This window comes from Bacillus sp. RC251, assembly GCF_044908765.1.
GTDB classification, from domain to species: domain Bacteria; phylum Bacillota; class Bacilli; order Bacillales; family Bacillaceae_G; genus Bacillus_A; species Bacillus_A wiedmannii.
The window spans coordinates 248,201-269,467 of the sequence record NZ_JBIYDP010000001.1; the positions used below are offsets into that span (position 1 = coordinate 248,201).

The following is a 21,267-nucleotide window of genomic DNA, read 5'->3' on the forward strand; positions in this document are numbered from 1 at the left end:
TATAAAAAAGTCAGTTGGCGTATAATCAAATCAAAGGTCAAAGAAAGTCAAACATTTGGAGGGCTGTAAAGATGGACTTAAATCAAATGACAACAAAAACACAAGAGGCGATTATGAGTGCCCAATCTTTAGCGGTATCTCATCATCATCAAGAAGTAGATACTGTTCATCTCTTGTTTACATTATTAGAAGAGCAAGATGGATTAGCAGTGCGTATTTTTCAAAAAATGAATGTCGATATAGAAGCGTTAAAGCAAGGCGCCGAAAGTTTAATTAAGAAAAAACCTTCTGTAACGGGAAGCGGTGCAGAAGTAGGAAAATTATATATAACAGGTGCTCTGCAACAACTACTTGTAAGAGCAGGAAAAGAAGCAGAGAAATTGCAAGATGACTACATTTCAGTTGAACATGTATTGCTTGCTTTTTCAGAAGAAAAAGGCGATATAAATCAATTACTTACAAGATTTCACATTACGAAAGATAACTTATTACAGTCTTTAATGACAGTTCGGGGGAATCAAAGAGTGACTAGTCAAAATCCAGAAGCAACTTATGAAGCGTTAGAAAAATATGGTCGTGATTTAGTGGCGGAAGTGAGAGCAGGGAAAATTGATCCTGTTATCGGTCGCGATAGTGAAATTCGACGTGTAATCCGCATTCTTTCACGTAAAACGAAAAACAACCCGGTTTTAATTGGTGAACCCGGTGTTGGTAAAACAGCAATCGTTGAAGGATTAGCACAGCGTATTGTGAAGAAGGATGTACCAGAAGGATTAAAAGATAGAACAATCTTCGCATTAGATATGAGTGCGCTTGTAGCTGGAGCGAAATTCCGTGGTGAGTTTGAAGAGCGTCTGCAAGCTGTATTAAATGAAATTAAAAAGAGTGAAGGTCGCATTTTATTATTCATTGATGAACTTCACACAATCGTCGGCGCTGGTAAGACAGAAGGTGCGATGGACGCAGGAAATATGTTAAAACCGATGCTTGCGCGTGGTGAACTGCATTGTATCGGGGCAACAACGTTAGATGAGTATCGTAAATATATTGAGAAAGATCCGGCGCTAGAAAGACGTTTCCAACAAGTATTAGCAGAAGAACCAACTGTTGAAGATACAATTTCCATTTTACGTGGTTTAAAAGAGCGTTTTGAAATTTATCATGGTGTAAATATTCATGACCGCGCGATTGTAGCAGCATCCGTTTTATCAGATCGATATATTTCGGATCGTTTCTTACCAGATAAAGCGATCGATCTTGTTGACGAAGCGTGTGCAACAATTCGAACAGAGATTGATTCTATGCCAACAGAATTAGATGAAGTAACGCGCCGCATTATGCAGCTGGAAATTGAAGAAGCGGCTCTTGGAAAAGAGAAGGACTTTGGTAGCCAAGAACGCCTGAAAACGTTGCAACGTGAATTATCGGATTTAAAAGAAGTTGCAAGTGGTATGAGAGCGAAATGGGAAAAAGAAAAAGAAGATATTCATAAAGTGCGTGACTTACGTGAACATTTAGAGCGTCTGCGCCGTGAATTAGAAGAAGCAGAAGGTAATTATGATTTAAATAAAGCAGCGGAACTTCGTCACGGGAAAATTCCTGCAATTGAAAAAGAGTTAAAAGAAGCAGAAGAAATGGGCGCACATAATAAACAGGAAAATCGTTTGTTACGTGAGGAAGTAAGTGAAGAAGAGATTGCTGATATTGTTTCACGCTGGACTGGTATTCCTGTCGCAAAACTCGTTGAAGGTGAACGCGAGAAATTACTACGCTTAGAGCAAATTTTATCAGAGCGTGTCATCGGACAAGAGGAAGCGGTAAGCTTAGTATCAGACGCAGTTCTTCGTGCACGCGCTGGTATTAAAGATCCGAATCGTCCAATTGGTTCCTTCATCTTCTTAGGACCGACAGGTGTTGGTAAAACTGAACTTGCAAAAACGTTAGCGCAGTCTTTATTCGATAGTGAAGAGCAAATGATTCGTATCGACATGTCTGAGTATATGGAGAAACATGCTGTGTCACGCTTAATTGGTGCGCCTCCTGGATATGTTGGATATGAAGAGGGTGGTCAATTAACAGAAGCGGTAAGACGTAAACCGTATTCAGTTATTTTGTTAGACGAAATCGAAAAAGCACATCCAGAAGTATTCAACATTTTATTACAAATGTTAGATGATGGACGCATTACAGATTCGCAAGGACGTACAGTAGACTTTAAAAACACAGTTATTATTATGACATCAAATATTGGCTCTGCTCATTTATTAGATGGATTAGAAGAAGATGGCTCAATTAAAGAGGAATCAAGAGAACTTGTAATGGGGCAATTAAGAGGACACTTCCGACCAGAGTTTTTAAACCGCGTTGACGAAATTATTTTATTCAAGCCTCTTACAACGAATGAAATTAAAGGTATTGTTGATAAAATTGTAAAAGAATTACAAGGCCGTTTAGCTGACCGTCATATTACGGTAGAATTAACAGACGCAGCGAGAGAATTTGTTGTAGAAGCTGGCTTTGATCCGATGTACGGAGCTCGTCCATTAAAACGATATGTACAGCGTCAAGTTGAGACGAAATTAGCGAGAGAATTAATTGCAGGAACAATTACTGATAACAGTCACGTAGTTGTTGATGTAGAAAATAACGAATTAGTCGTTCATGTAAAGTAAAATAAAAAAAGAGTTCGGATAAAATCCGGACTCTTTTTTTAGTGTTGTTCTACTGGCTCGTTTGGAATTGTAGCTGAAATTGCTAGTACTAACACCGCAAGAACAACCGAGAAAATAGACGCTTGGTTAAAATCGTATGTACCGCCAGTCATAGAGCCGATTACGTAGCTCATCATATGTACAAGCGCGAACGACCAAATTAATGCCCAAATGAAACGCATATTTTACACCTCTATTCGTTCAATCTGTCCTTATTGTAACACAATTGAAAAAAGAATATAGAAAAATATTTGTAGATTTTTCAACGCAAATTTGCATTCCGCTCATACATTATAGAAGAGTACTTTTATACGTTTAGAAAATAAGGCGGGGGAAAAATGAGTATTACGGAACGTTTTTTTTATTTAGAAAAAGAACCATGTGTCATTTATTTACCGGAGAAGCCAAATGGATTTTCTGTTATGCTTCTCGGTGATTATAACTACTTTATTGAGAATGGTACAAGTTTATGGACACAGCATGCAGGTAGATCTTATTTTTTACATGGCCTTATTGAGGAAGGCTACACGGTCTTTTCCTCTAATTTATACGGAAGACATTGGGGAAACGACCAATCTGTTCGTCTAGCAAAACGTTTATATGACGTTGTTTTGAGAAAAGAGACATTAAATGCGAAAATGCACATTATGGCAGATGGTATGGGTGCACTTGTAGCACTTGAAATGATGAACAAATACCCTGAATGTATACGCTCTGTCATTATGTTAAATCCGTGTTTAGATTTACCAGAATATGTGGAGTTTGAAAAAGAGCATAAGTTTTTTTACAAAAGATTAGTGAAGGAATTAAGTTTGGCGTATGATTCCAAAGAAGAAGAATTAGAATCCAAAATAAATAAGAAATCATTTACGCTTCTTCCGTCTTGTGTACCTGTTAAAGTTTTCGTATCAACACAAGAAAAAAGAGGAAGAAAACAGTTGTTACGTAAATATGAGAAAATGAGGCAATTCAATCAATGCGATACTTCTGTCTTATTCCATCTGCAAGATGTGAAATATAAAATGGTTAGGCAAACGACTGATTTCTTTAAAAAATATGAAGAAGAATTGTGAAGCTCCCATATACATAAATGAGGAGCTATTTGTTTCAAGGAGAAAGGGTTGGTGGTATGGAGCGCGTGCTAATTATAGGTGCACTTACGTTTGTAGGTTATCACCTTGTGAATAAAATGATTGCAGAAGAAGTAGAAGTGTACGGTCTTGATTTTGATGAATTCGAGAATATGAAAAAAATTAATGAAGAGAAGTTATTGTTGATTGGACGAAATGCGTTATTTACGTATTATTCGATAAGAGATGAAGATGGATGGAGATCAGTAGAAGGAGAGAAGTTCGATACTGTTTACTTTTGCTTGTATGAGCCAAATCAACAAAGTGGTTTTCGGAATGAAAGAGTTATATTACAGTATTTAAAGCGGATTATAAGGCTGTGTGCAGAGCAGAAAGTGAAGTTAAATCTAATTTCTTCTATTGAAGTAGGAAACGCAGATGAATCTGAAAATAAACGTTTATTTTTGAAAGTGGAAGAAGGATTGAAAAAAGGAGAGGCACCATATAGTGTATTTCGAGTTCCTACATTATATGGGCCATGGCAACCATCTTTTATGATGTATCATCAGCTCATTTTATCAGAACTGGATGAGAAAGAGTGCCATTATGCGAGCGAGGAAAATGGAAGTGATCTATTGTACGTGGAAGATGTATGTGAATACTTATGGGACAATGGAATGAACGCGGAGCATCTCGGCATATACAATTTACTTAGTGGTAAAAAGTCATTATGGAAAAAAGGTATGAACCTTTTACGTGCAGCGGATAAAGTGAATAAAAAGAATGAGGAAGAACGAAATGATGCTGTCGAGGTTATTTCGATAAAAAGAAATACCCCGTTAGAATACGGTTTAAATAAACAATTGGCACATATGAAAAAATATAAAGAGTTATACGAAGGATAGCGAGCGTGTTACACTATGTATGTGAAAGTTTTAATGGAGAGGAAGAACATAATATGAATGAGAAAAGCATGCAATTTTTACAAATCGCAATGAAGCATTTACCAGAAGCAAAGGCCATCTTAGATTCGAATGGAATTGCGCTTGATATGGAGAAAGCACAACCAGTATTAGAGTTATTGATGAAAGTTATGAACGAAGCATATGAGCTTGGGAAAGCAGATAAAGAATAAAACCTTCTTTTTTGGAAGGGAAGAGAGGCTCGAACCGTGGATAGAAGCGGTTCGGGCCTTTTTATATTTCAAAAGAAACAGGAAAGGTATGTTTCTGTTTCTTTTAATAAACAATAAAGTGAATAATGCTGGATTTATGTTTTAACTGAAATATATTCTAGACAAAAATACATTTATGTTTTAAAATTAGTACCAAGTCATAATAATTGATATAAAACGGAGGGCTGCGATGTGAACGTGGGCATTTTAGGGATCGGAAGATATGTGCCAGAAAAAGTAGTCACAAATCACGATTTAGAGAAAATCGTAGATACATCGGATGAATGGATTCGTACGAGAACGGGAATTGCAGAAAGACGCATTGCCGATGATACAATAGATACTTCATATATGGCGGTAGAGGCTTCTAAAAAAGCACTTGAAGATGCCGGGATTAGCGGAGAGGATATCGACCTGATTTTAGTGGCAACAGTAACACCAGATCGCGCATTCCCAGCAGTAGCTTGTGTCATTCAAGAAGCCATTGGCGCAAAACACGCAGCCGCAATGGATTTAAGTGCAGCGTGTGCTGGTTTTATGTACGGAATGATTACAGCGCAGCAATTTATTCAAACGGGAACTTATAAAAATGTATTAGTAGTTGGTAGTGATAAACTATCTAAAATTGTAGACTGGAATGATCGAAATACAGCAGTACTATTTGGAGACGGAGCCGGTGCTATCGTAATGGGGGCGGTTTCAGAAGGAAGAGGCGTTCTATCTTTCGAATTAGGAGCAGACGGAAGCGGCGGTAAGCATCTTTATCAAGACGAGTATGTTATGATGAACGGCAGAGAAGTCTTTAAATTTGCTGTTCGCCAACTTGGTGATTCCTGTCTTCGCGTGTTAGAAAAAGCGGGACTTACGAAAGAGGATGTGGATTTTTTAGTACCACATCAAGCGAATATTCGTATTATGGAATCTGCAAGAGAGAGATTAAATTTACCACAAGAAAAAATGAGTATGACAATTGAAAAGTTTGGTAATACATCAGCTTCTTCAATTCCAATTGCAATGGTAGAGGAATTGCAAAATGGACGTATTCAAGATGGTGATTTAATTATACTTGTTGGTTTCGGCGGCGGATTAACATGGGGAGCAGTTGCTCTTCGTTGGGGTAAATAAGGACTGAGAGAAAAAAAGGAGTGTATTTTGTATGGAGAAAAAGAGGGTCGTAATTACAGGACTAGGAGCTGTTACACCGATCGGAACAGATGTTGAAACAGCGTGGGAAAACATTAAAAAGGGTGTATCTGGAATCGGACGACTTACAAGAATTGATCCGGAACTGTTTCCAGCAAAAGTAGCAGCAGAAATTAACGACTTTGAAGTCGAGAAATATATTGATAAAAAAGAAGCGCGCCGTATGGATCGCTTTACACAATATGCAGTAGCAGCAGCGAAAATGGCAGTTGCAGATGCAAAGCTTGAAATTACAGAAGAAAACGGACCTCGAATTGGGGTATGGATTGGTTCTGGTATTGGCGGTATGGAAACATACGAAGAACAATTTAAGATTTTTACTGAGAAAGGTCCGCGCCGCGTGAGTCCATTCTTCGTACCAATGATGATTCCAGATATGGCAGCAGGTCAAGTATCGATCGCAACAGGAGCAAAAGGAATTAACACTTGTTCTGTAACGGCTTGTGCATCTGGTGCAAACTCAATTGGTGATGCATTTAAAGCAATTCAACGCGGTGATGCTGATGCAATGATAACAGGCGGAGCAGAAGCGCCGTTAACAAGTATGGCATTTGCAGGATTTAGTTCAGCGAAAGCATTAACATTTAATGAAGATCCAGCAACAGCTTGCCGTCCATTTGATAAAAACCGTAGCGGTTTCGTAATGGGTGAAGGTTCAGGTATTTTAATTCTTGAAGAATTAGAGCACGCATTAGCTCGTGGTGCTCACATTTATGCGGAAATCGCTGGTTACGGTGCAACTGGTGATGCATTCCATATTACAATGCCGGCTCCTGGCGGTGAAGGCGGCGTGCGTGCAATGCGTCAAGCTTTAGCAGATGCAGGTCTACAGCCAGAAGATATTGATTACATTAATGCGCACGGTACAAGTACGGATGCGAATGAAAAGTATGAAACGATGGCAATTAAAGAAACGTTCGGTGAGCATGCGTACAAAGTAGCAATTAGCTCAACGAAATCAATGACAGGTCACTTATTAGGAGCAGCTGGTGCTGTTGAAGCGATCTTCTCAATTAAATCAATTACAGACGGAGTAATCCCTCCAACAATTAACTATGAAACACCAGATCCAGAATGTGACTTAGATTACGTACCGAATAAAGCGAGACAACAAGAAGTAAATGCAGTATTAAGTAACTCACTAGGATTCGGTGGTCATAACGCAGTATTAGTATTTAAATCGTATAAATAATAGATGAGATAAGGAGTTTTTTCGCACTATATTGCGAAAAAACTCCTTATTTATTTTTACGCCTTTTTCTCCTTTTGCATATACATAAGAAAAAGGAGGGATAAAGATGGGGATTGTTGAAACTGCTGAGTGGTTACATCTATATTATGGACGTCCAGAAAAGCTGTGTGAAAAGTTTACGAAGTATATCCCGCTGCCAAAAGAAAGATTGTATCGCTTTTTAATTTCTAAAGGTATGTACCGCCCAGTTATACGGGGAGAACAAGAAGTTAAAGAGTTAGAGAAAAAGGAAGTTTGGAAAGAGTTACGTACGGAGTATGAGAAACTAAAAAATTGGTTAAAAGGTCCGGATGTCCCTGTCTTTATTTTATTATCAGATTCATATAATCGAACTGTACAAGAAGAGTATAACGGTAGGGCTGGATTATCTATGCGTCATGTTATTTTCTTATTCGTATGTGGACGGAATTCGGTGGAAGAATTAAAGGTGTTATTGGCGCATGAATATCATCACATATGCAGGTTACATCAAATTGAGACGAAAGAAACAGAATATACATTACTTGATACGATGATTATGGAAGGGCTAGCTGAGCAAGCGGTAACGGAAAGATATTCAGAAAAAAACAATGCACCGTGGACGACGTATCTTTCAAAAGAAGAGGCTATTTATTATTGGAAAAATGTTGTACATGAAAGAATAAGTATAAAACGAGGAACAAGGGAGCACGACATCTTATTAAATGGATTTCACTCTTATCCGAAGATGCTTGGTTATGCGCTTGGATTTCATATTGTCAAAGATTGTGTAACATTGGAAGGAGAAGATACACTTTCTTTATTATCTATAGATGCAAAAGAAATATTGAATAAAGCAAATACATTTCATATATAAAAAACAGGAGCTCTATTTCCTGTTTTTTTTAGTATTAATAGAAGAAAAAATAATAATTAGAATATATTTCCTTAGGTGGAATAAAGTTAAGAAAAATTGAACATAATGATTGATACAAACAGTAGTGAAGTGAGGGGTAATGAATGTTATATCTACATGATGTATGGGTAAATTGGTTTGAAGGTGAAGAGAATGGGTATAACGTTTGTCATTTTTACGAATGGCGGAAAGATGATACGATTGAGCTATTAGATCAAGTGCCATTATTAAAAGTAGATGCCACATTATATCATTACATCGAGGACGAATTGTTAGAGCTTCCACAAAAATTGTTGGAAGACGTACATCATAAGGCATATATTCGTAAAAATCATGAACGTTTGCAGCAAGAGTATTGCTTTGTTGTTACAGATGGAAAAGGAATTATTGCGATTGACACAATTGGTTACAATGTACCAATTCGAAAGAGTAGACTTATACCGCGCCAAGAGCAGATGGTATATGAGATGGTAGAAAACGTACAAGCAGAAAAGTATGAGTTCCAAGTAGAAGAAATGGAAAAAGAACATCATATTTTATCACCATCACCTTTCATTATGAATGGCTTAACTCGTAAAGAAAGACAGCTGAAACAATTATTATTTATGGCGTTAGATCAATTACATACAACGAAAAACACAGCAGAAATTCGCTATTGGTTCACAGAGTGGGATCCATCAGCATATGGAATGGTTCAACATATGGAATTTGAAGATATTTGGGCTAAACTGTATGACGAGGCGAAAACAGGCTGGTCTGAGAAGCACGAACAATTATGCGAGCGTCTCGTAAAAGGACAGCCATTTTTTGAAAAGTTATGGGAAATGGAAAACGAGCAAAAGGTAAATTAAAAAACCGCCAATTGGCGGTTTTTTTAATTTGTTGTAACTTAGCTCCAGCGGCAAGAATGTTCGGTGGCTTCGCGCCTTCCTGCGAGGCAAAACCCGCCTCTACGTCAGGAGCTCCATCCCCCTCACATTCTGAACGAGCCGCTTCCGCTTTATATAGAAATCCAGCTCCGGCAGCAAGCTCTTCGTGTCTAAGAACCTTCCGCATAAGAAGATGAAAAGCGTCTTCTATGCGAAAGAACCTTAGCCAGTCAGAGCTGAACGAGCTGCCTCCGCTTTATATGTTACCTACGTTTTCTACTTAGTCCCATTGCGTTTTCTACTTTGCGTAGTTGTTTGAATGCAACGCGGTTTGCTTTTTCTGCACCTTTGTCTAGAATTTCGTCTAGTTCTGGTGAGTTGATTAGTTCGTTATATTTGTCTTGGATTGGACGAATTGCTTCTACGACTACTGCTGCTAGGTCGCCTTTGAAGTCTCCGTATCCTTTTCCTTCGTACATTGCTTCTATTTCTTCAACTGTTTTTCCAGAGAATGAAGAGTAGATTGTTAATAAGTTAGAGATTCCAGGTTTGTTTTCTTTATCAAATTTCACGATACCTTCAGAATCAGTTACAGCACTTTTAATTTTCTTTTCAATTGTTTTTGGTTCATCAAGCATACTGATCATTGCTTTTGGATTCGGATCAGATTTACTCATTTTTTTCGTAGGTTCTGTTAATGACATAACGCGAGCTCCTACTTTTGGGATACGAATTTCAGGAACAGTGAACACTTCACGGAAGCGTTTGTTGAAACGCTCTGCTAGGTCGCGTGTTAATTCCATATGTTGTTTTTGATCATCACCAACAGGTACGATTTCAGTGTTGTAAAGTAAAATATCAGCCGCCATTAATGGTGGATACGTTAGTAATCCAGCTGGAACTGAATCTCTACCAGAAGATTTATCTTTATATTGCGTCATACGCTCTAATTCTCCAACGTAAGCAACTGATTGCATAATCCATCCTAGTTGAGCGTGTGCTGGTACTTCTGATTGTACAAATAAAGTAGCTTTTTCAGGATCGATGCCGCATGCTACATAAAGTGCAGCAAGACTGCGAATGTTTTTACGAAGTTGTACGGGATCTTGAGGTACTGTAATCGCATGTTGGTTTACAATACAGAAATAACAGTCGTGTTCATTTTGAAGCTCTGTAAATTGCTTCATAGCTCCTAAATAGTTTCCAAGTGTAATCGTTCCACTCGGCTGAATACCAGAAAAGATAACTGACATAAGTAATTCCTCCTAAATTTGAATGCGTGATGGGGAAGGGAAGGCAAACAAAAAAGCCCATTCATCCCAAAAACTATAGGGACGAATGGACCGCGGTACCACCCTAATTATTTCACTACTGTGAAATCTCTCTAATCCATAATAACGTTTGGATATAACGCCAAAGCCTACTACTTTCGGTTCGGTTTGGTGCTCAAAAGCCCATTCCATACTGCGCAATTACTTGTTCACACCAGCCACAAGCTCTCTGAAATTGCCTCAATATGTACTCTTCTTTATCATCGCATACATGTAAATTTATTTATTGTTACTTAAGCTCTTTTAATATGAAAGAACTAAAGTTTTATAACAAAATGTTTTGCTGATTATTATATCATATGGGATAGTGTTTGCAAACTACATCAAAATAGTAAAACTAATGAGGGTCGAGAACAACCCAAGAACGATACCGGTAATGCAAATTGGATACGTCCATTTGAATGAATATGTTTTATAAATACGTTCTTTCTTATCGACAGGTTCCTCTACTTCTTCAATTAAAGACTCAATTTTTTTATTCGTACCAAATACTCTTTGGAAGGCGTAAATTGTTACGTTAAAAAATCCATTTTGAAATATGAATAAAAAACCGCCTATAAGAATAAAAAATAGTGCGACATAAAACGATATATTGACAAAATTCAACAAAAATTGCGATGAAACGAGGAATGCGCCAATACTAGAAGCGATTATCGCTATGAAAATTAGTATACAAGTATGAAAAAAAACTTTATTCAAAATGTTCCCCTCCGTCAAAATATTACTAGAATTATTATACTATAAAAGCTATAATATGTACTAGAATTAATTTTTTGAAAATTATACGCAATTAAAGGTCTGATTTCAAGATGATGGTAGCAATGTTAACGTATCCCTTTACAAAAAAATAAAAAAATAAACATTTTATTAAAAATTTTAACAAAAAAACAAAAAACTATATTCACAATTGTTATATTATATGTATAATGAAAATTGTAGAAACTTGGAGATTATTCTTTCAATTCTACTTTTTTACAAGTGAGGGTACAGGAAGTGCAATTAGGGGAGGCAACACAACATGAAGAAAAAGATACCGTTATTACTTGCATCGACGTTGACTGTCAGTATGTTAGGAGCTTGTAGTTACCAAAAAGAGGATAATAAAGCAGGCGCAAAAGAAAAATCCTCAAACAAGCAAGTGTTAAATCTAACCGAGACAGCTGAAATCCCAACTATGGATACGACGTTATCAACAGATGCAGCATCTTCTAACATCATGAATAACACAATGGAAGGATTATATCGTCTGGGGAAAGACGATAAGCTTGTTCCAGGTGTCGCTAAATCTTATGAGAAATCAGAAGATGGCAAAAAGTATGTATTTAAGTTACGTGAAGATGCGAAATGGTCTAATGGTGAACCTGTAACAGCGAAAGACTTCGTTTATTCTTGGCGAAGAGCTGTAGATTCAAACACGGGTGCCAAGTTTGCTTACATACTATTTGATGTTAAAAATGCGGAGAAAGTTAACAAAAAAGAATTACCAGTTGAAGAACTTGGTGTAAAGGCAATTGATGATCATACACTTGAAGTGGAATTAGATAACCCTGTTCCTTATTTTGTAAGTTTAACAGTCTATCCAACATTGTATCCTTTGAATGAGAAGTTTGTAACAGAACAAGGAGCAAAATTTGGATTAGAATCCAATACGACACTTTATAATGGTCCATTCGTATTAAATGAATGGAAGCATGAACAAAGTTTCCAACTTAAGAAAAATCCAACGTATTGGGAAAATAAAGAAGTAAAACTTGAGGAAATAAACTTCAATATTGTTAAGGATCGTTCAACTGCTATAAATTTATATGAAACGAAAGCAATTGATCGTGTAGTCTTAACATCAGAGTTTGTAGACAAATACAAATCAGATGCTGACTTTAAAACGATTAAGAGACCATCTACACAATTTATTCGCTTAAATGAAAAGAATAAATTTTTAGCAAATAAAAATATCCGAAAAGCAATTGCAATGTCCTTTGAGCGTGAAAATATCGGGAAAGTTATTTTAAACGATGGTTCAGAGGGGATATATGGTTTTGTTCCGAAAGGCTTAGCAAAAGGTCCGAATGGAAAAGACTTCCGTGAAGAAAACGGAAAGCTTATAAAAGAGGATATTAAAGAAGCGCAAAAATACTGGGAAGCTGGTAAAAAAGAACTTGGTGTAGACAAAGTAGAGTTAGAGCTATTAAACTTTGATACTGATGATGCTAAAAAAATCGGAGAGTATTTAAAAGGCCAATTTGAAAAGAACTTACCAGGTTTAACAGTTTCAACAAAAATGCAGCCATTTGCACAAAAATTAAAACTTGAAGCAAGTGGAGATTACGCAATGTCATACGCGGGATGGAGTCCAGATTATATGGATCCAATGTCATTCCTTGAAATGTATACGACAGGTAATGCGCAAAACAAAGTAAATTACGCAAATGCAGCGTATGATGATTTAATTAAAAAAGCGAAAACAGAAGTTGATGTACAAGCTCGCTGGGATGCATTATTACAAGCAGAAAAACAACTGCTTGAAGATGCAGCGATTGCTCCAGTATATCAACCCGGAAAAGCTTATTTACAACGTGGCTCAATTACTGGCCTATTAGAACATAAATATGGCGGAGAATTTAGCTATAAGTGGGTTGAACTAAAAAACTAAAAATGGTTTCCATCATGAATAAGGGTATATGCCTATGATGGGCATGTGCTCTTATTTTAAAAAAATAAAAGTAAGAATATTTTAAACTATCTTATTGCTTTTGAGAAAAACGGGGAGGTGCTTGACTATGGGACGTTATGTATTAAAACGTTTCGTGTACATGGCTTTGACATTATTTTTAATTACTACACTGACTTTCTTTTTGATGAAATTACTTCCGGGTTCTCCGCTTAAAAACCAGGAGAAACTATCACCGGCACAAAAAGAAATCATTCTTGAAAAATATGGCTTAAATGATCCAGTACCAGTTCAATATGCACGTTACTTAGGTAACTTAGCAAAAGGTGATTTAGGGGTATCATTCCAATATGATAACCGTCCAGTAACAGATATGATTGTGGATCGCATTGGACCATCAGCACAACTTGGTTTACAAGCGATTATATTAGGAACATTTATCGGTTTAATTTTAGGAATCGTTGCGGCACTTCGTAACAATACGTGGGTCGATTATGGGGCGACAATTATTTCCGTACTCGGGATGTCGGTACCATCGTTCGTATTCGCCGCATTACTACAATATTTCGTAGGGGTAAAACTTGGGTGGTTCCCAGTAGCATTCTGGAAAGGACCAGAGTTTACCGTAATGCCTACAATCGCTTTATCGATGGCAGTTATCGCAACAATCGCACGTTTTGCTCGTGCAGAGTTAATTGAAGTTATGCAAGCTGATTACATTTTAACAGCGAAAGCGAAAGGAATTAGTCAAGGCGTTATCATTATTAAACACGCACTTCGTAACGCGTTAATTCCAGTAGTAACAATTTTAGGACCAATGGTTGCAGGTTTAATTACAGGGACATTAGTTATTGAGCAAATTTATGCTGTACCAGGACTAGGGGAACAGTTCGTTAAATCTATTACAGTGAATGACTATACAGTTATTATGGGAACTACAATTTTCTATAGTGCGATTTTCATCTTAGTTATTTTCATTGTCGATATTTTATACGGAATTATTGATCCTCGTATTCGTTTAGCGGGAGGGAAAAAATGATGAAAGATGTACAAAAATTATCTCCAGATTTATTTCAACAAGCCAATCAAAATAATGTTGATAATGAAGTCATTGCCCGTCCAAGCTTAACGTTTTGGCAAGATGTAAGAAGACGTTTGTTCCAACATAAAGGAGCAATGTTCGGTTTCGTTTTATTAGCGCTTATTATATTACTAGCAATCTTAGGACCGATGGTAAGTAAGCATTCTTATAAAGAGCAAGACTTAGGTCGTGCGAAATTACCACCGAAAATTCCTGTTATTGAAAATGTTCATTGGCTACCATTTGACGGTACGGATCAATATGGTGTTGACCAATATGAAAAACGTGATATTAAAGAGTATTTCTGGTTTGGTACAGATGATCTTGGCCGCGATTTATGGACAAGAACATGGGAAGGGACGCGTGTATCATTATATATCGCTCTTTTAGCAGCGGCGATTGACTTAGTAATTGGGGTTGCTTATGGAGGTATTTCAGCGTTCTATGGCGGTAGAGTAGATAATATTATGCAACGTGTTATGGAGATTATTAACGGTATTCCATACTTAATCATCGTTATTTTAATGGTAATCATTATGGGATCTGGTATATGGTCAATTACACTAGCAATGGCGATTACAGGTTGGATAGGGATGTCACGTATCGTTCGTGGACAAATCCTGAAATTAAAAAATCAAGAATATGTATTAGCATCTCGTACATTAGGTGCAACAAATACACAATTAATTGTAAAACACTTAATCCCGAACGTAATGGGACCAATTATCGTAATGACAATGTTTACAATTCCAACAGCAGTGTTTGGTGAGGCATTCTTAAGCTTCATCGGTTTAGGTATTCAGCCACCATTCGCATCACTTGGTTCTCTTGTAAATGACGGTTATAAATCAATTCAAACGTATCCACATATGATGTTCATCCCAGCGGTTGTCATCAGTATGTTAATCTTAGCATTCAACTTAATGGCAGACGGATTACGCGACGCGTTAGATCCAAAAATGCGTAAGTAAAAGAGGGGAGAAGTAAAAATGAAAACATTGCTAGAGGTAAAAGATTTGCAAGTCTCCTTTGATACACATGCAGGTGAAGTACAAGCTGTACGCGGTGTTACTTTTGATTTAAAAAAAGGAGAAACATTAGCGATTGTAGGAGAATCTGGTTCTGGTAAATCAGTTACTTCTAAAGCGTTAATGGGATTAATTCCGAATCCTCCAGGGCGTATTAAAAACGGTGAAATCGTATTTGAAGGTCGTGACTTAACGAAACTGACAGAAAAAGAAATGCAGCAAGTGCGCGGGAAAGATATCGCGATGATTTTCCAAGATCCAATGACATCATTAAATCCAACGATGACAATTGGGAATCAAATTATGGAAGGTCTTATTAAACACCAAGGGATGAGTAAAGCAGACGCACGTAAAGTTGCGTTAGAATTAATCGACCTTGTAGGTATTCCGAATCCAGAAGCGCGTTTAAAACAATATCCTCACCAATTCTCAGGTGGTATGAGACAGCGTGTAGTTATTGCGATGGCGTTAGCTTGTAACCCGAAATTATTAATTGCCGATGAGCCGACAACAGCCCTAGACGTTACAATTCAGGCGCAAATTTTAGAGCTTATGAAGGACATTCAGCAAAAAACAGAAGCGGCAATCATTTTCATTACACATGACTTAGGTGTAGTGGCAAACGTTGCGGACCGCGTAGCAGTTATGTACGCAGGTAAAGTTGTTGAAATTGGAACGGTTGATGAAATTTTCTACAATCCAAAACATCCATACACTTGGGGCTTAATCGCATCTATGCCAAGTTTAGATGGTTCAGAAGAAGAGTTATACGCAATCCCTGGAACGCCTCCAGATTTATTAAAGCCGCCAAAGGGAGATGCTTTTGCACCACGTAATCCACAGGCATTGAAAATTGATTTTGAAATGGACCCACCTTTATTTAAAGTAAGTGATACACACTATGCGGCAACTTGGTTACTTCACGAGCAAGCTCCAGAAGTAAAACCACCGGCAGTCGTTGAAAAACGCATTCTTCAAATGAAAGCAGGTGAACAACATGACTAAACAACGTGAGAAATTAATTGAAGTAAAAAATGTAAAACAGCACTTCGACGTGAGTGGTGGTGTTGTCAAAGCGGTTAATGATATTTCATTTGATATTTACCGCGGAGAAACATTTGGTCTTGTAGGAGAATCAGGTTGTGGTAAATCGACAACTGGAAGAACGATTATTCGTTTATATGATGCAACTGCTGGTGAAGTGTTGTTCGATGGTGAAAATGTACATGGTAAAAAATCACGTGCAGAGCTGAAGAAATTCAACCGTAAAATGCAAATGATTTTCCAAGATCCATATGCATCATTAAACCCTCGTATGACAGTAGGGGATATTATTGCAGAAGGTATTGATATTCATGGACTAGCAAAAGGCAAAAAAGAGCGTATGGACCGTGTTCATGAATTATTAATTACAGTTGGTTTAAATAAAGAGCACGCAAACCGTTTCCCGCATGAATTCTCAGGTGGACAACGTCAACGTATCGGTATCGCTCGCGCACTTGCTGTAGAGCCTGAATTTATCATTGCCGATGAGCCAATCTCAGCACTTGACGTATCAATCCAGGCGCAAGTTGTAAACTTACTGAAAAAGTTACAAAAGGAAAAAGGTTTAACATACTTATTCATTGCCCATGATTTATCAATGGTAAAATACATTAGTGATCGCATCGGCGTAATGTACCGTGGTCAAATCGTTGAGCTAACAACAAGTGAAGAGTTATATGCGAATCCAATTCATCCATATACGAAATCACTATTATCAGCAATTCCGCTTCCAGATCCAGATTATGAGCGCAATCGTAAACGTATCGTATACGATCCATCTCAGCATGATTATGCTAGTGAAGCACCAACAATGCGTGAAATTCGCCCAGGACATTTCGTATTATGTTCTGAAGCAGAGTATAAGAAATATAAAGAGATTTATCAATAATAAAAAAGCCAATCTTCCGTTAAGAAGATTGGCTTTTTTCTACTATATAATAGATTTGTCAACATTTCTCGGTAAGTCGATATATTTAAAGAATCGCAGATATAAGTTTCCTTTACGAATGACTACACCTTAATTAAACGAGTGTTACTGTGCTTGAACAGAAACAATTTCCTCTTGTTCTTCAGGTTTAACGAGTGCATAACGTTCCCACGCCCTACTTTTCCAGCGGAAGAACATAATAATGGCACGTGTCCATTCATCAATAGCAATCGCTAACCAAATACCAACGAGCCCCATATCTAAATGGAAGGCGAAAAAGTAACCGAGTGGTAAACTCATTAACACCATAGAGAATGCTCCGATCAAAACTGGGTACTTTGCATCACCAGCTGCGCGAAGTGAATTGATAATGACGATATTCATCGTACGTCCCGTTTCAAGTAGCACACTTAGTAAAAGAACTGACGCACCTAGCGTAATAATGTGCGGATTATCTGTAAATAGTCCCATTAATTGTGTACGGAATGTAACGACGAGAGCGACCATACATAAAGTGACGCCAATTGCCCATTTTACACTTTTCCATACGCGTTCATACGCTTCATCTTTTTCACCACCGCCAACGAGGCGTCCGATAATAATGGCTGTTCCCATACCGATCGCAATCGCGAATAAATAAGTGAACATAGAAATGTTCGTAGCGTATTGTCTAGCCGCTAATGATTCCGTTCCTAAGTATGTTGCATAGTATAAGAAGACAATTTGGCAAGCTTGATACATAACCTGCTCAAATGCAGATGGAATCCCGATTTTTAAAATTTTTCCGATGTATTCCTTTGATAAGGTGAAGTAATATTGTAATTTCACACGGTATTCCATAACGCGGTACAGTAACCAGAAGAAAACGATAAGTGCGATAAGTCGGCTGACAGCAGAAGAAATGGCAGCCCCTTGTACACCGAGTTCTGGGAAACCAAATTTCCCGAAAATGAGTACGTAGTTTCCAGCGATATGAATAATATTCATTCCAAGTGAAATAAACATCGCTTGCTTTGTGAAGCCGTGTACGCGGATAATTGCGGCTAATGAATTAATAATAGCTTGAAGGAAAATAGCGCCTCCGACGATGGATAAATAGTTTTGCGCATACATGAGTACATCGCCTTGTAAGTTCATTGCCATCATCATATGTTTTGAAAATAAAAGAAAGCCAGCGCTTATAATGAGTCCGACCACTAAATTTAATGTGACGGCTAAAGCTGATATTTTAGATGCTTCCATAAAACGTTTGGAACCGAGGTATTGAGATACGACGATAGCTGCGCCGTTCCCGATGACTTCTAGTACCAAAATAGCGATATGGAGATATTGATTCGCTGCACCAACCCCAGATACAGCATCGTCTGATAATGCACTTAACATGAAAGTATCAGCGATCCCCATTAACATAAATAGAAAAACTTCTAGAAAAATAGGCCATGTTAATAAGAATAAACTTAATTTCTCTGTCGGCCCGTTTTTTGCCTGAATTGCTGCCATGTCCGTCCCCTCTTTACCGATATCTATTTTTAGCAAGGTGTATCGTAACATACTTTCTTATCCTTTGCACTCATTTTAACCTACATATCTTTATTATGAAGGGAGCGCTATTTTATGATAAAAAGAGAAGGATAATTATGCACAAAGTATTATGAGATATAAAAATTATTTTTCTCTGATAATTTAGAAAAATATAAAAACATTCATTTTCAACACTTTAGTAAGGATAATCAGCAATATGAAACGTTTACAAAGGTTTATTTTTTAACAGAAAATTTTAATAAAATAGAAATATAAATATACAAAAAATATATTTGTGTGTATAATATGAATTGTTAGAACATATATATATTTCTTTTTGTTTGAAAATGAAAGGGCTAACATTTTTGTGGAGGGTGGAAGTATGAAAAAAAAGATGCCAGTTTTTGTAGTATCAACAGTAGCGATGAGCATGATGTTAGGGGCATGTAGCTACCAAAAAGATGAACCGCAAGCGAACGCAAAAGGGGATAGCGGGAAAAGCGGTGCGAAGCAAGTTATTAATCTAATTGAAACGCAAGAAATTCCAACGATGGATCCAGCGTTATCAGCTGATGCGGTTTCTTCAAGAGTAATGACTAATACGATGGAAGGCTTATACAGTTTAGGAAAAGATGATAAGCTAGTTCCTGGTGTAGCGAAGGAATTTAAAAAGTCAGAAGACGGTAAAAAATATACATTTACATTACGTGAAGACGCAAAATGGTCAAATGGTGAGCCTGTGACGGCGAAAGATTTCGTATACGCATGGCAAAGAGCAATTAACCCAAATACAGCTGCGAAATCAGCGTACATTATGTATGATATAAAAAATGCAGAGAAAATTAATAAAAAAGAGATGAGCCCAGATCAATTAGGCGTAAAAGCGATTGATGATCATACATTAGAAGTGGAATTAGACAATTCAATTCCATACCTTGTAGATTTAATGGTATATCCAATCTTCTATCCTGTGAATGAAAAGTTTGTAAAAGAACAAGGTACGAAGTTTGGTTTGGAAGCGAATACAACACTTTATAACGGACCATTTACATTAAGTGATTGGCAACATGAACGTAGCTTTAAAATGACAAAGAGCGCGTCATATTGGGACAATAAAGAAGTGAAGATTGAGGAAGTAAACTTTAATATTGTTAAAGATACGTCTACACCAATTAATTTATATGAAACAAACGCAGTCGATCGAGCGACGTTATTAGCGGAGTTCATCGATAAATATAAAGGAAAACCAGATTTCCAAACAGTAGAAGATACATCTGTATTCTTCCTTCGTTTAAATCAAAAAGATCCAGCGTTAGCAAATAAAAATATTCGTAAAGCAATTTCACTTGCTTTTGAACGTAAACCGTTCGTTGATACATTATTAAATAACGGTTCTAAGCCAGCGACAGGATTAATTCCTGATAATTTCATTAAAGGGCCGGATAAAAAAGACTTCCGTGCTGTAAATGGAGATATTGTAAAACCAAACGTGAAAGAAGCGAAGAAATATTGGGAAGCTGGTAAAAAAGAGCTTGGTAAAAATGAAATTGAATTAGAGCTATTAAATGAAGATGTTGAATTATCGAAGAAAACAGGTGAATATTTAAAAGGTGAGTTAGAAAAGAATTTACCAGGTTTAACAGTGAAAATTAAACAACAACCATTCGCGCAAAAACTAAAACTAGAAGATGCAGGCGATTTTGTCATGTCATTCTCTGGATGGAGTGCAGACTTCCCAGATCCAGTTACATACCTTGATATGTTTGTGACGGACGGATCGCAAAATAAAATGAAATACTCTAATCCGAAATATGATGAAATTATCATGAAAGCGAAGAAAGATGGAAGCGATGTAAATGCCCGTTGGAAAAACTTACTAGAAGCAGAGAAAATGTTACTTGATGACGCTGCGATTGTTCCAGTATATCAACGTGGTAGAGCATATATACAAAGAGAATCAATTAAAAATATGTACAACCATAAATATGGCGGTGATTTAAGCTTTAAATGGGCGTCAGTAGAGAAATAAGAAAAAAGCAGGCTAACCGCCTGCTTTTTTTTAATACGTACGTTTCTTATAAATGCCTTTCCCGCCAACTTGGTTCCAGCCGGATTGTACATCCAAACTTTTATTAACAAACTTCATCTTTTCTTTTCCGCCAAAGAGTTTTTCACCAATGCTATTTGTAATGACACCAATCAATGCTGTGATTCCGATGATGAGGGCAGCAACAGTGACAAAATCAATAAAAAAAGCAATCATTTGCAAATTCCCCCTTTGCCTGTCTGTATGTTTATTGTATGAGATAAAAGATAAAAAAGAAAGAAATGTCAGAAAAAATAATTGATTTATTTTAGAAATCGTATAGACATGGATGAGGATGTTTGTTAGAATAAGAACAAGTGTTCCGTTTAATTCTCACTTGTATAGTCTTACATTTCTTAATTGATTTATGAAGAAAAGGTAAGAAAACGTTCTCTTTTTCATAGAGAAGATTATGGGGAAATAACTG

Annotated in this window: 19 protein-coding genes and 1 other annotated feature; of the genes, 14 read left to right on the plus strand and 5 right to left on the minus strand. The window is 37.1% G+C overall.

All coding sequences use genetic code 11. The features are described from left to right. The first annotated feature begins 71 nt into the window (after positions 1-71). A complete protein-coding gene (gene clpB, locus ABH961_RS01290; protein WP_098077722.1) occupies positions 72-2,672 on the plus strand; it encodes an ATP-dependent chaperone ClpB in 2,601 nt (866 codons plus the stop codon). Between the two features lie 38 nt (positions 2,673-2,710). Here clpB and ABH961_RS01295 read toward each other — a convergent pair whose 3' ends face one another. Next, entirely contained in the window at positions 2,711-2,893 is a 183-nt protein-coding gene (locus ABH961_RS01295; RefSeq protein WP_001211113.1) for a YjzD family protein, read from the minus strand. Positions 2,894-3,049: 156 nt separating this feature from the next. Here ABH961_RS01295 and ABH961_RS01300 point away from each other — a divergent pair, with 156 nt between their 5' ends. The 7 genes from ABH961_RS01300 (at position 3,050) to ABH961_RS01330 (ending at position 9,135) form a co-directional block, all read left to right on the plus strand. Beyond that, positions 3,050-3,784 carry a lipase family protein gene (locus tag ABH961_RS01300; RefSeq protein WP_048545174.1) on the plus strand — a complete coding sequence of 245 codons (735 nt, stop codon included), beginning with the start codon at positions 3,050-3,052 and terminating at the stop codon, positions 3,782-3,784. A 29-nt stretch (positions 3,785-3,813) separates the two neighbouring features. Further along, entirely contained in the window at positions 3,814-4,686 is an 873-nt protein-coding gene (locus tag ABH961_RS01305) for an NAD-dependent epimerase/dehydratase family protein (RefSeq protein ID WP_141500125.1), read from the plus strand. Positions 4,687-4,739: 53 nt separating this feature from the next. Continuing rightward, the gene (locus ABH961_RS01310) at positions 4,740-4,916 is read left to right on the plus strand and encodes a ComZ family protein (RefSeq protein ID WP_001003337.1); all 177 of its coding nucleotides are present in this window, start codon (positions 4,740-4,742) and stop codon (positions 4,914-4,916) included. Between the two features lie 231 nt (positions 4,917-5,147). Then, positions 5,148-6,080, plus strand: coding sequence for a beta-ketoacyl-ACP synthase III (gene fabH / locus ABH961_RS01315; RefSeq protein WP_001100551.1), 933 nt, complete (start codon positions 5,148-5,150; stop codon positions 6,078-6,080). A 31-nt stretch (positions 6,081-6,111) separates the two neighbouring features. Next, a complete protein-coding gene (gene fabF / locus ABH961_RS01320; protein WP_000412643.1) occupies positions 6,112-7,350 on the plus strand; it encodes a beta-ketoacyl-ACP synthase II in 1,239 nt (412 codons plus the stop codon). Between the two features lie 106 nt (positions 7,351-7,456). After that, entirely contained in the window at positions 7,457-8,245 is a 789-nt protein-coding gene (locus ABH961_RS01325; protein ID WP_048545170.1) for a DUF2268 domain-containing putative Zn-dependent protease, read from the plus strand. A 143-nt stretch (positions 8,246-8,388) separates the two neighbouring features. After that, positions 8,389-9,135 carry a YjbA family protein gene (locus ABH961_RS01330; RefSeq protein WP_000966116.1) on the plus strand — a complete coding sequence of 249 codons (747 nt, stop codon included), beginning with the start codon at positions 8,389-8,391 and terminating at the stop codon, positions 9,133-9,135. A gap of 281 nt (positions 9,136-9,416) precedes the next feature. Here ABH961_RS01330 and trpS read toward each other — a convergent pair whose 3' ends face one another. Both trpS and ABH961_RS01340 read right to left on the minus strand, forming a co-directional pair. Next, the gene (gene trpS / locus ABH961_RS01335) at positions 9,417-10,406 is read right to left on the minus strand and encodes a tryptophan--tRNA ligase (protein WP_000110998.1); all 990 of its coding nucleotides are present in this window, start codon (positions 10,404-10,406) and stop codon (positions 9,417-9,419) included. A 74-nt stretch (positions 10,407-10,480) separates the two neighbouring features. Next, positions 10,481-10,697: a binding site (T-box leader), on the minus strand. 105 nt (positions 10,698-10,802) lie between these two features. After that, a complete protein-coding gene (locus ABH961_RS01340) occupies positions 10,803-11,183 on the minus strand; it encodes a DUF3899 domain-containing protein (protein WP_001044992.1) in 381 nt (126 codons plus the stop codon). 319 nt (positions 11,184-11,502) lie between these two features. Between ABH961_RS01340 and ABH961_RS01345 the strand changes: the two genes are divergently transcribed. The 5 genes from ABH961_RS01345 (at position 11,503) to ABH961_RS01365 (ending at position 17,194) form a co-directional block, all read left to right on the plus strand. Further along, the gene (locus tag ABH961_RS01345; protein WP_000727226.1) at positions 11,503-13,134 is read left to right on the plus strand and encodes a peptide ABC transporter substrate-binding protein; all 1,632 of its coding nucleotides are present in this window, start codon (positions 11,503-11,505) and stop codon (positions 13,132-13,134) included. Positions 13,135-13,261: 127 nt separating this feature from the next. Further along, the gene (gene opp3b, locus ABH961_RS01350; protein ID WP_000534165.1) at positions 13,262-14,191 is read left to right on the plus strand and encodes an oligopeptide ABC transporter permease; all 930 of its coding nucleotides are present in this window, start codon (positions 13,262-13,264) and stop codon (positions 14,189-14,191) included. Further along, entirely contained in the window at positions 14,188-15,204 is a 1,017-nt protein-coding gene (opp3C, locus tag ABH961_RS01355) for an oligopeptide ABC transporter permease (protein ID WP_000974096.1), read from the plus strand. Before opp3b ends, opp3C begins: the two co-directional genes overlap by 4 nt. 18 nt (positions 15,205-15,222) lie before the next feature. Next, complete coding sequence (locus tag ABH961_RS01360) at positions 15,223-16,266, plus strand: ABC transporter ATP-binding protein (protein ID WP_000854346.1); 1,044 nt, start codon at positions 15,223-15,225, stop codon at positions 16,264-16,266. Next, on the plus strand, positions 16,259-17,194 hold the full coding sequence (locus ABH961_RS01365; RefSeq protein ID WP_000166340.1) for an ABC transporter ATP-binding protein: 936 nt from the start codon (positions 16,259-16,261) through the stop codon (positions 17,192-17,194). Before ABH961_RS01360 ends, ABH961_RS01365 begins: the two co-directional genes overlap by 8 nt. 144 nt (positions 17,195-17,338) lie before the next feature. Here the strand turns inward: ABH961_RS01365 and ABH961_RS01370 are convergent, their stop codons facing one another. Next, positions 17,339-18,784, minus strand: coding sequence for an MATE family efflux transporter (locus tag ABH961_RS01370; RefSeq protein ID WP_046957012.1), 1,446 nt, complete (start codon positions 18,782-18,784; stop codon positions 17,339-17,341). Positions 18,785-19,136: 352 nt separating this feature from the next. Here ABH961_RS01370 and ABH961_RS01375 point away from each other — a divergent pair, with 352 nt between their 5' ends. After that, positions 19,137-20,783: a peptide ABC transporter substrate-binding protein gene (locus ABH961_RS01375; RefSeq protein WP_404518786.1), complete on the plus strand. Its 1,647-nt coding sequence runs from the start codon at positions 19,137-19,139 to the stop codon at positions 20,781-20,783. A 30-nt stretch (positions 20,784-20,813) separates the two neighbouring features. On the opposite strand, the gene ABH961_RS01380 is transcribed toward ABH961_RS01375, so the two are convergent. After that, a complete protein-coding gene (locus ABH961_RS01380) occupies positions 20,814-21,017 on the minus strand; it encodes a hypothetical protein (protein ID WP_000559978.1) in 204 nt (67 codons plus the stop codon). Between the last annotated feature and the right edge of the window lie 250 nt (positions 21,018-21,267).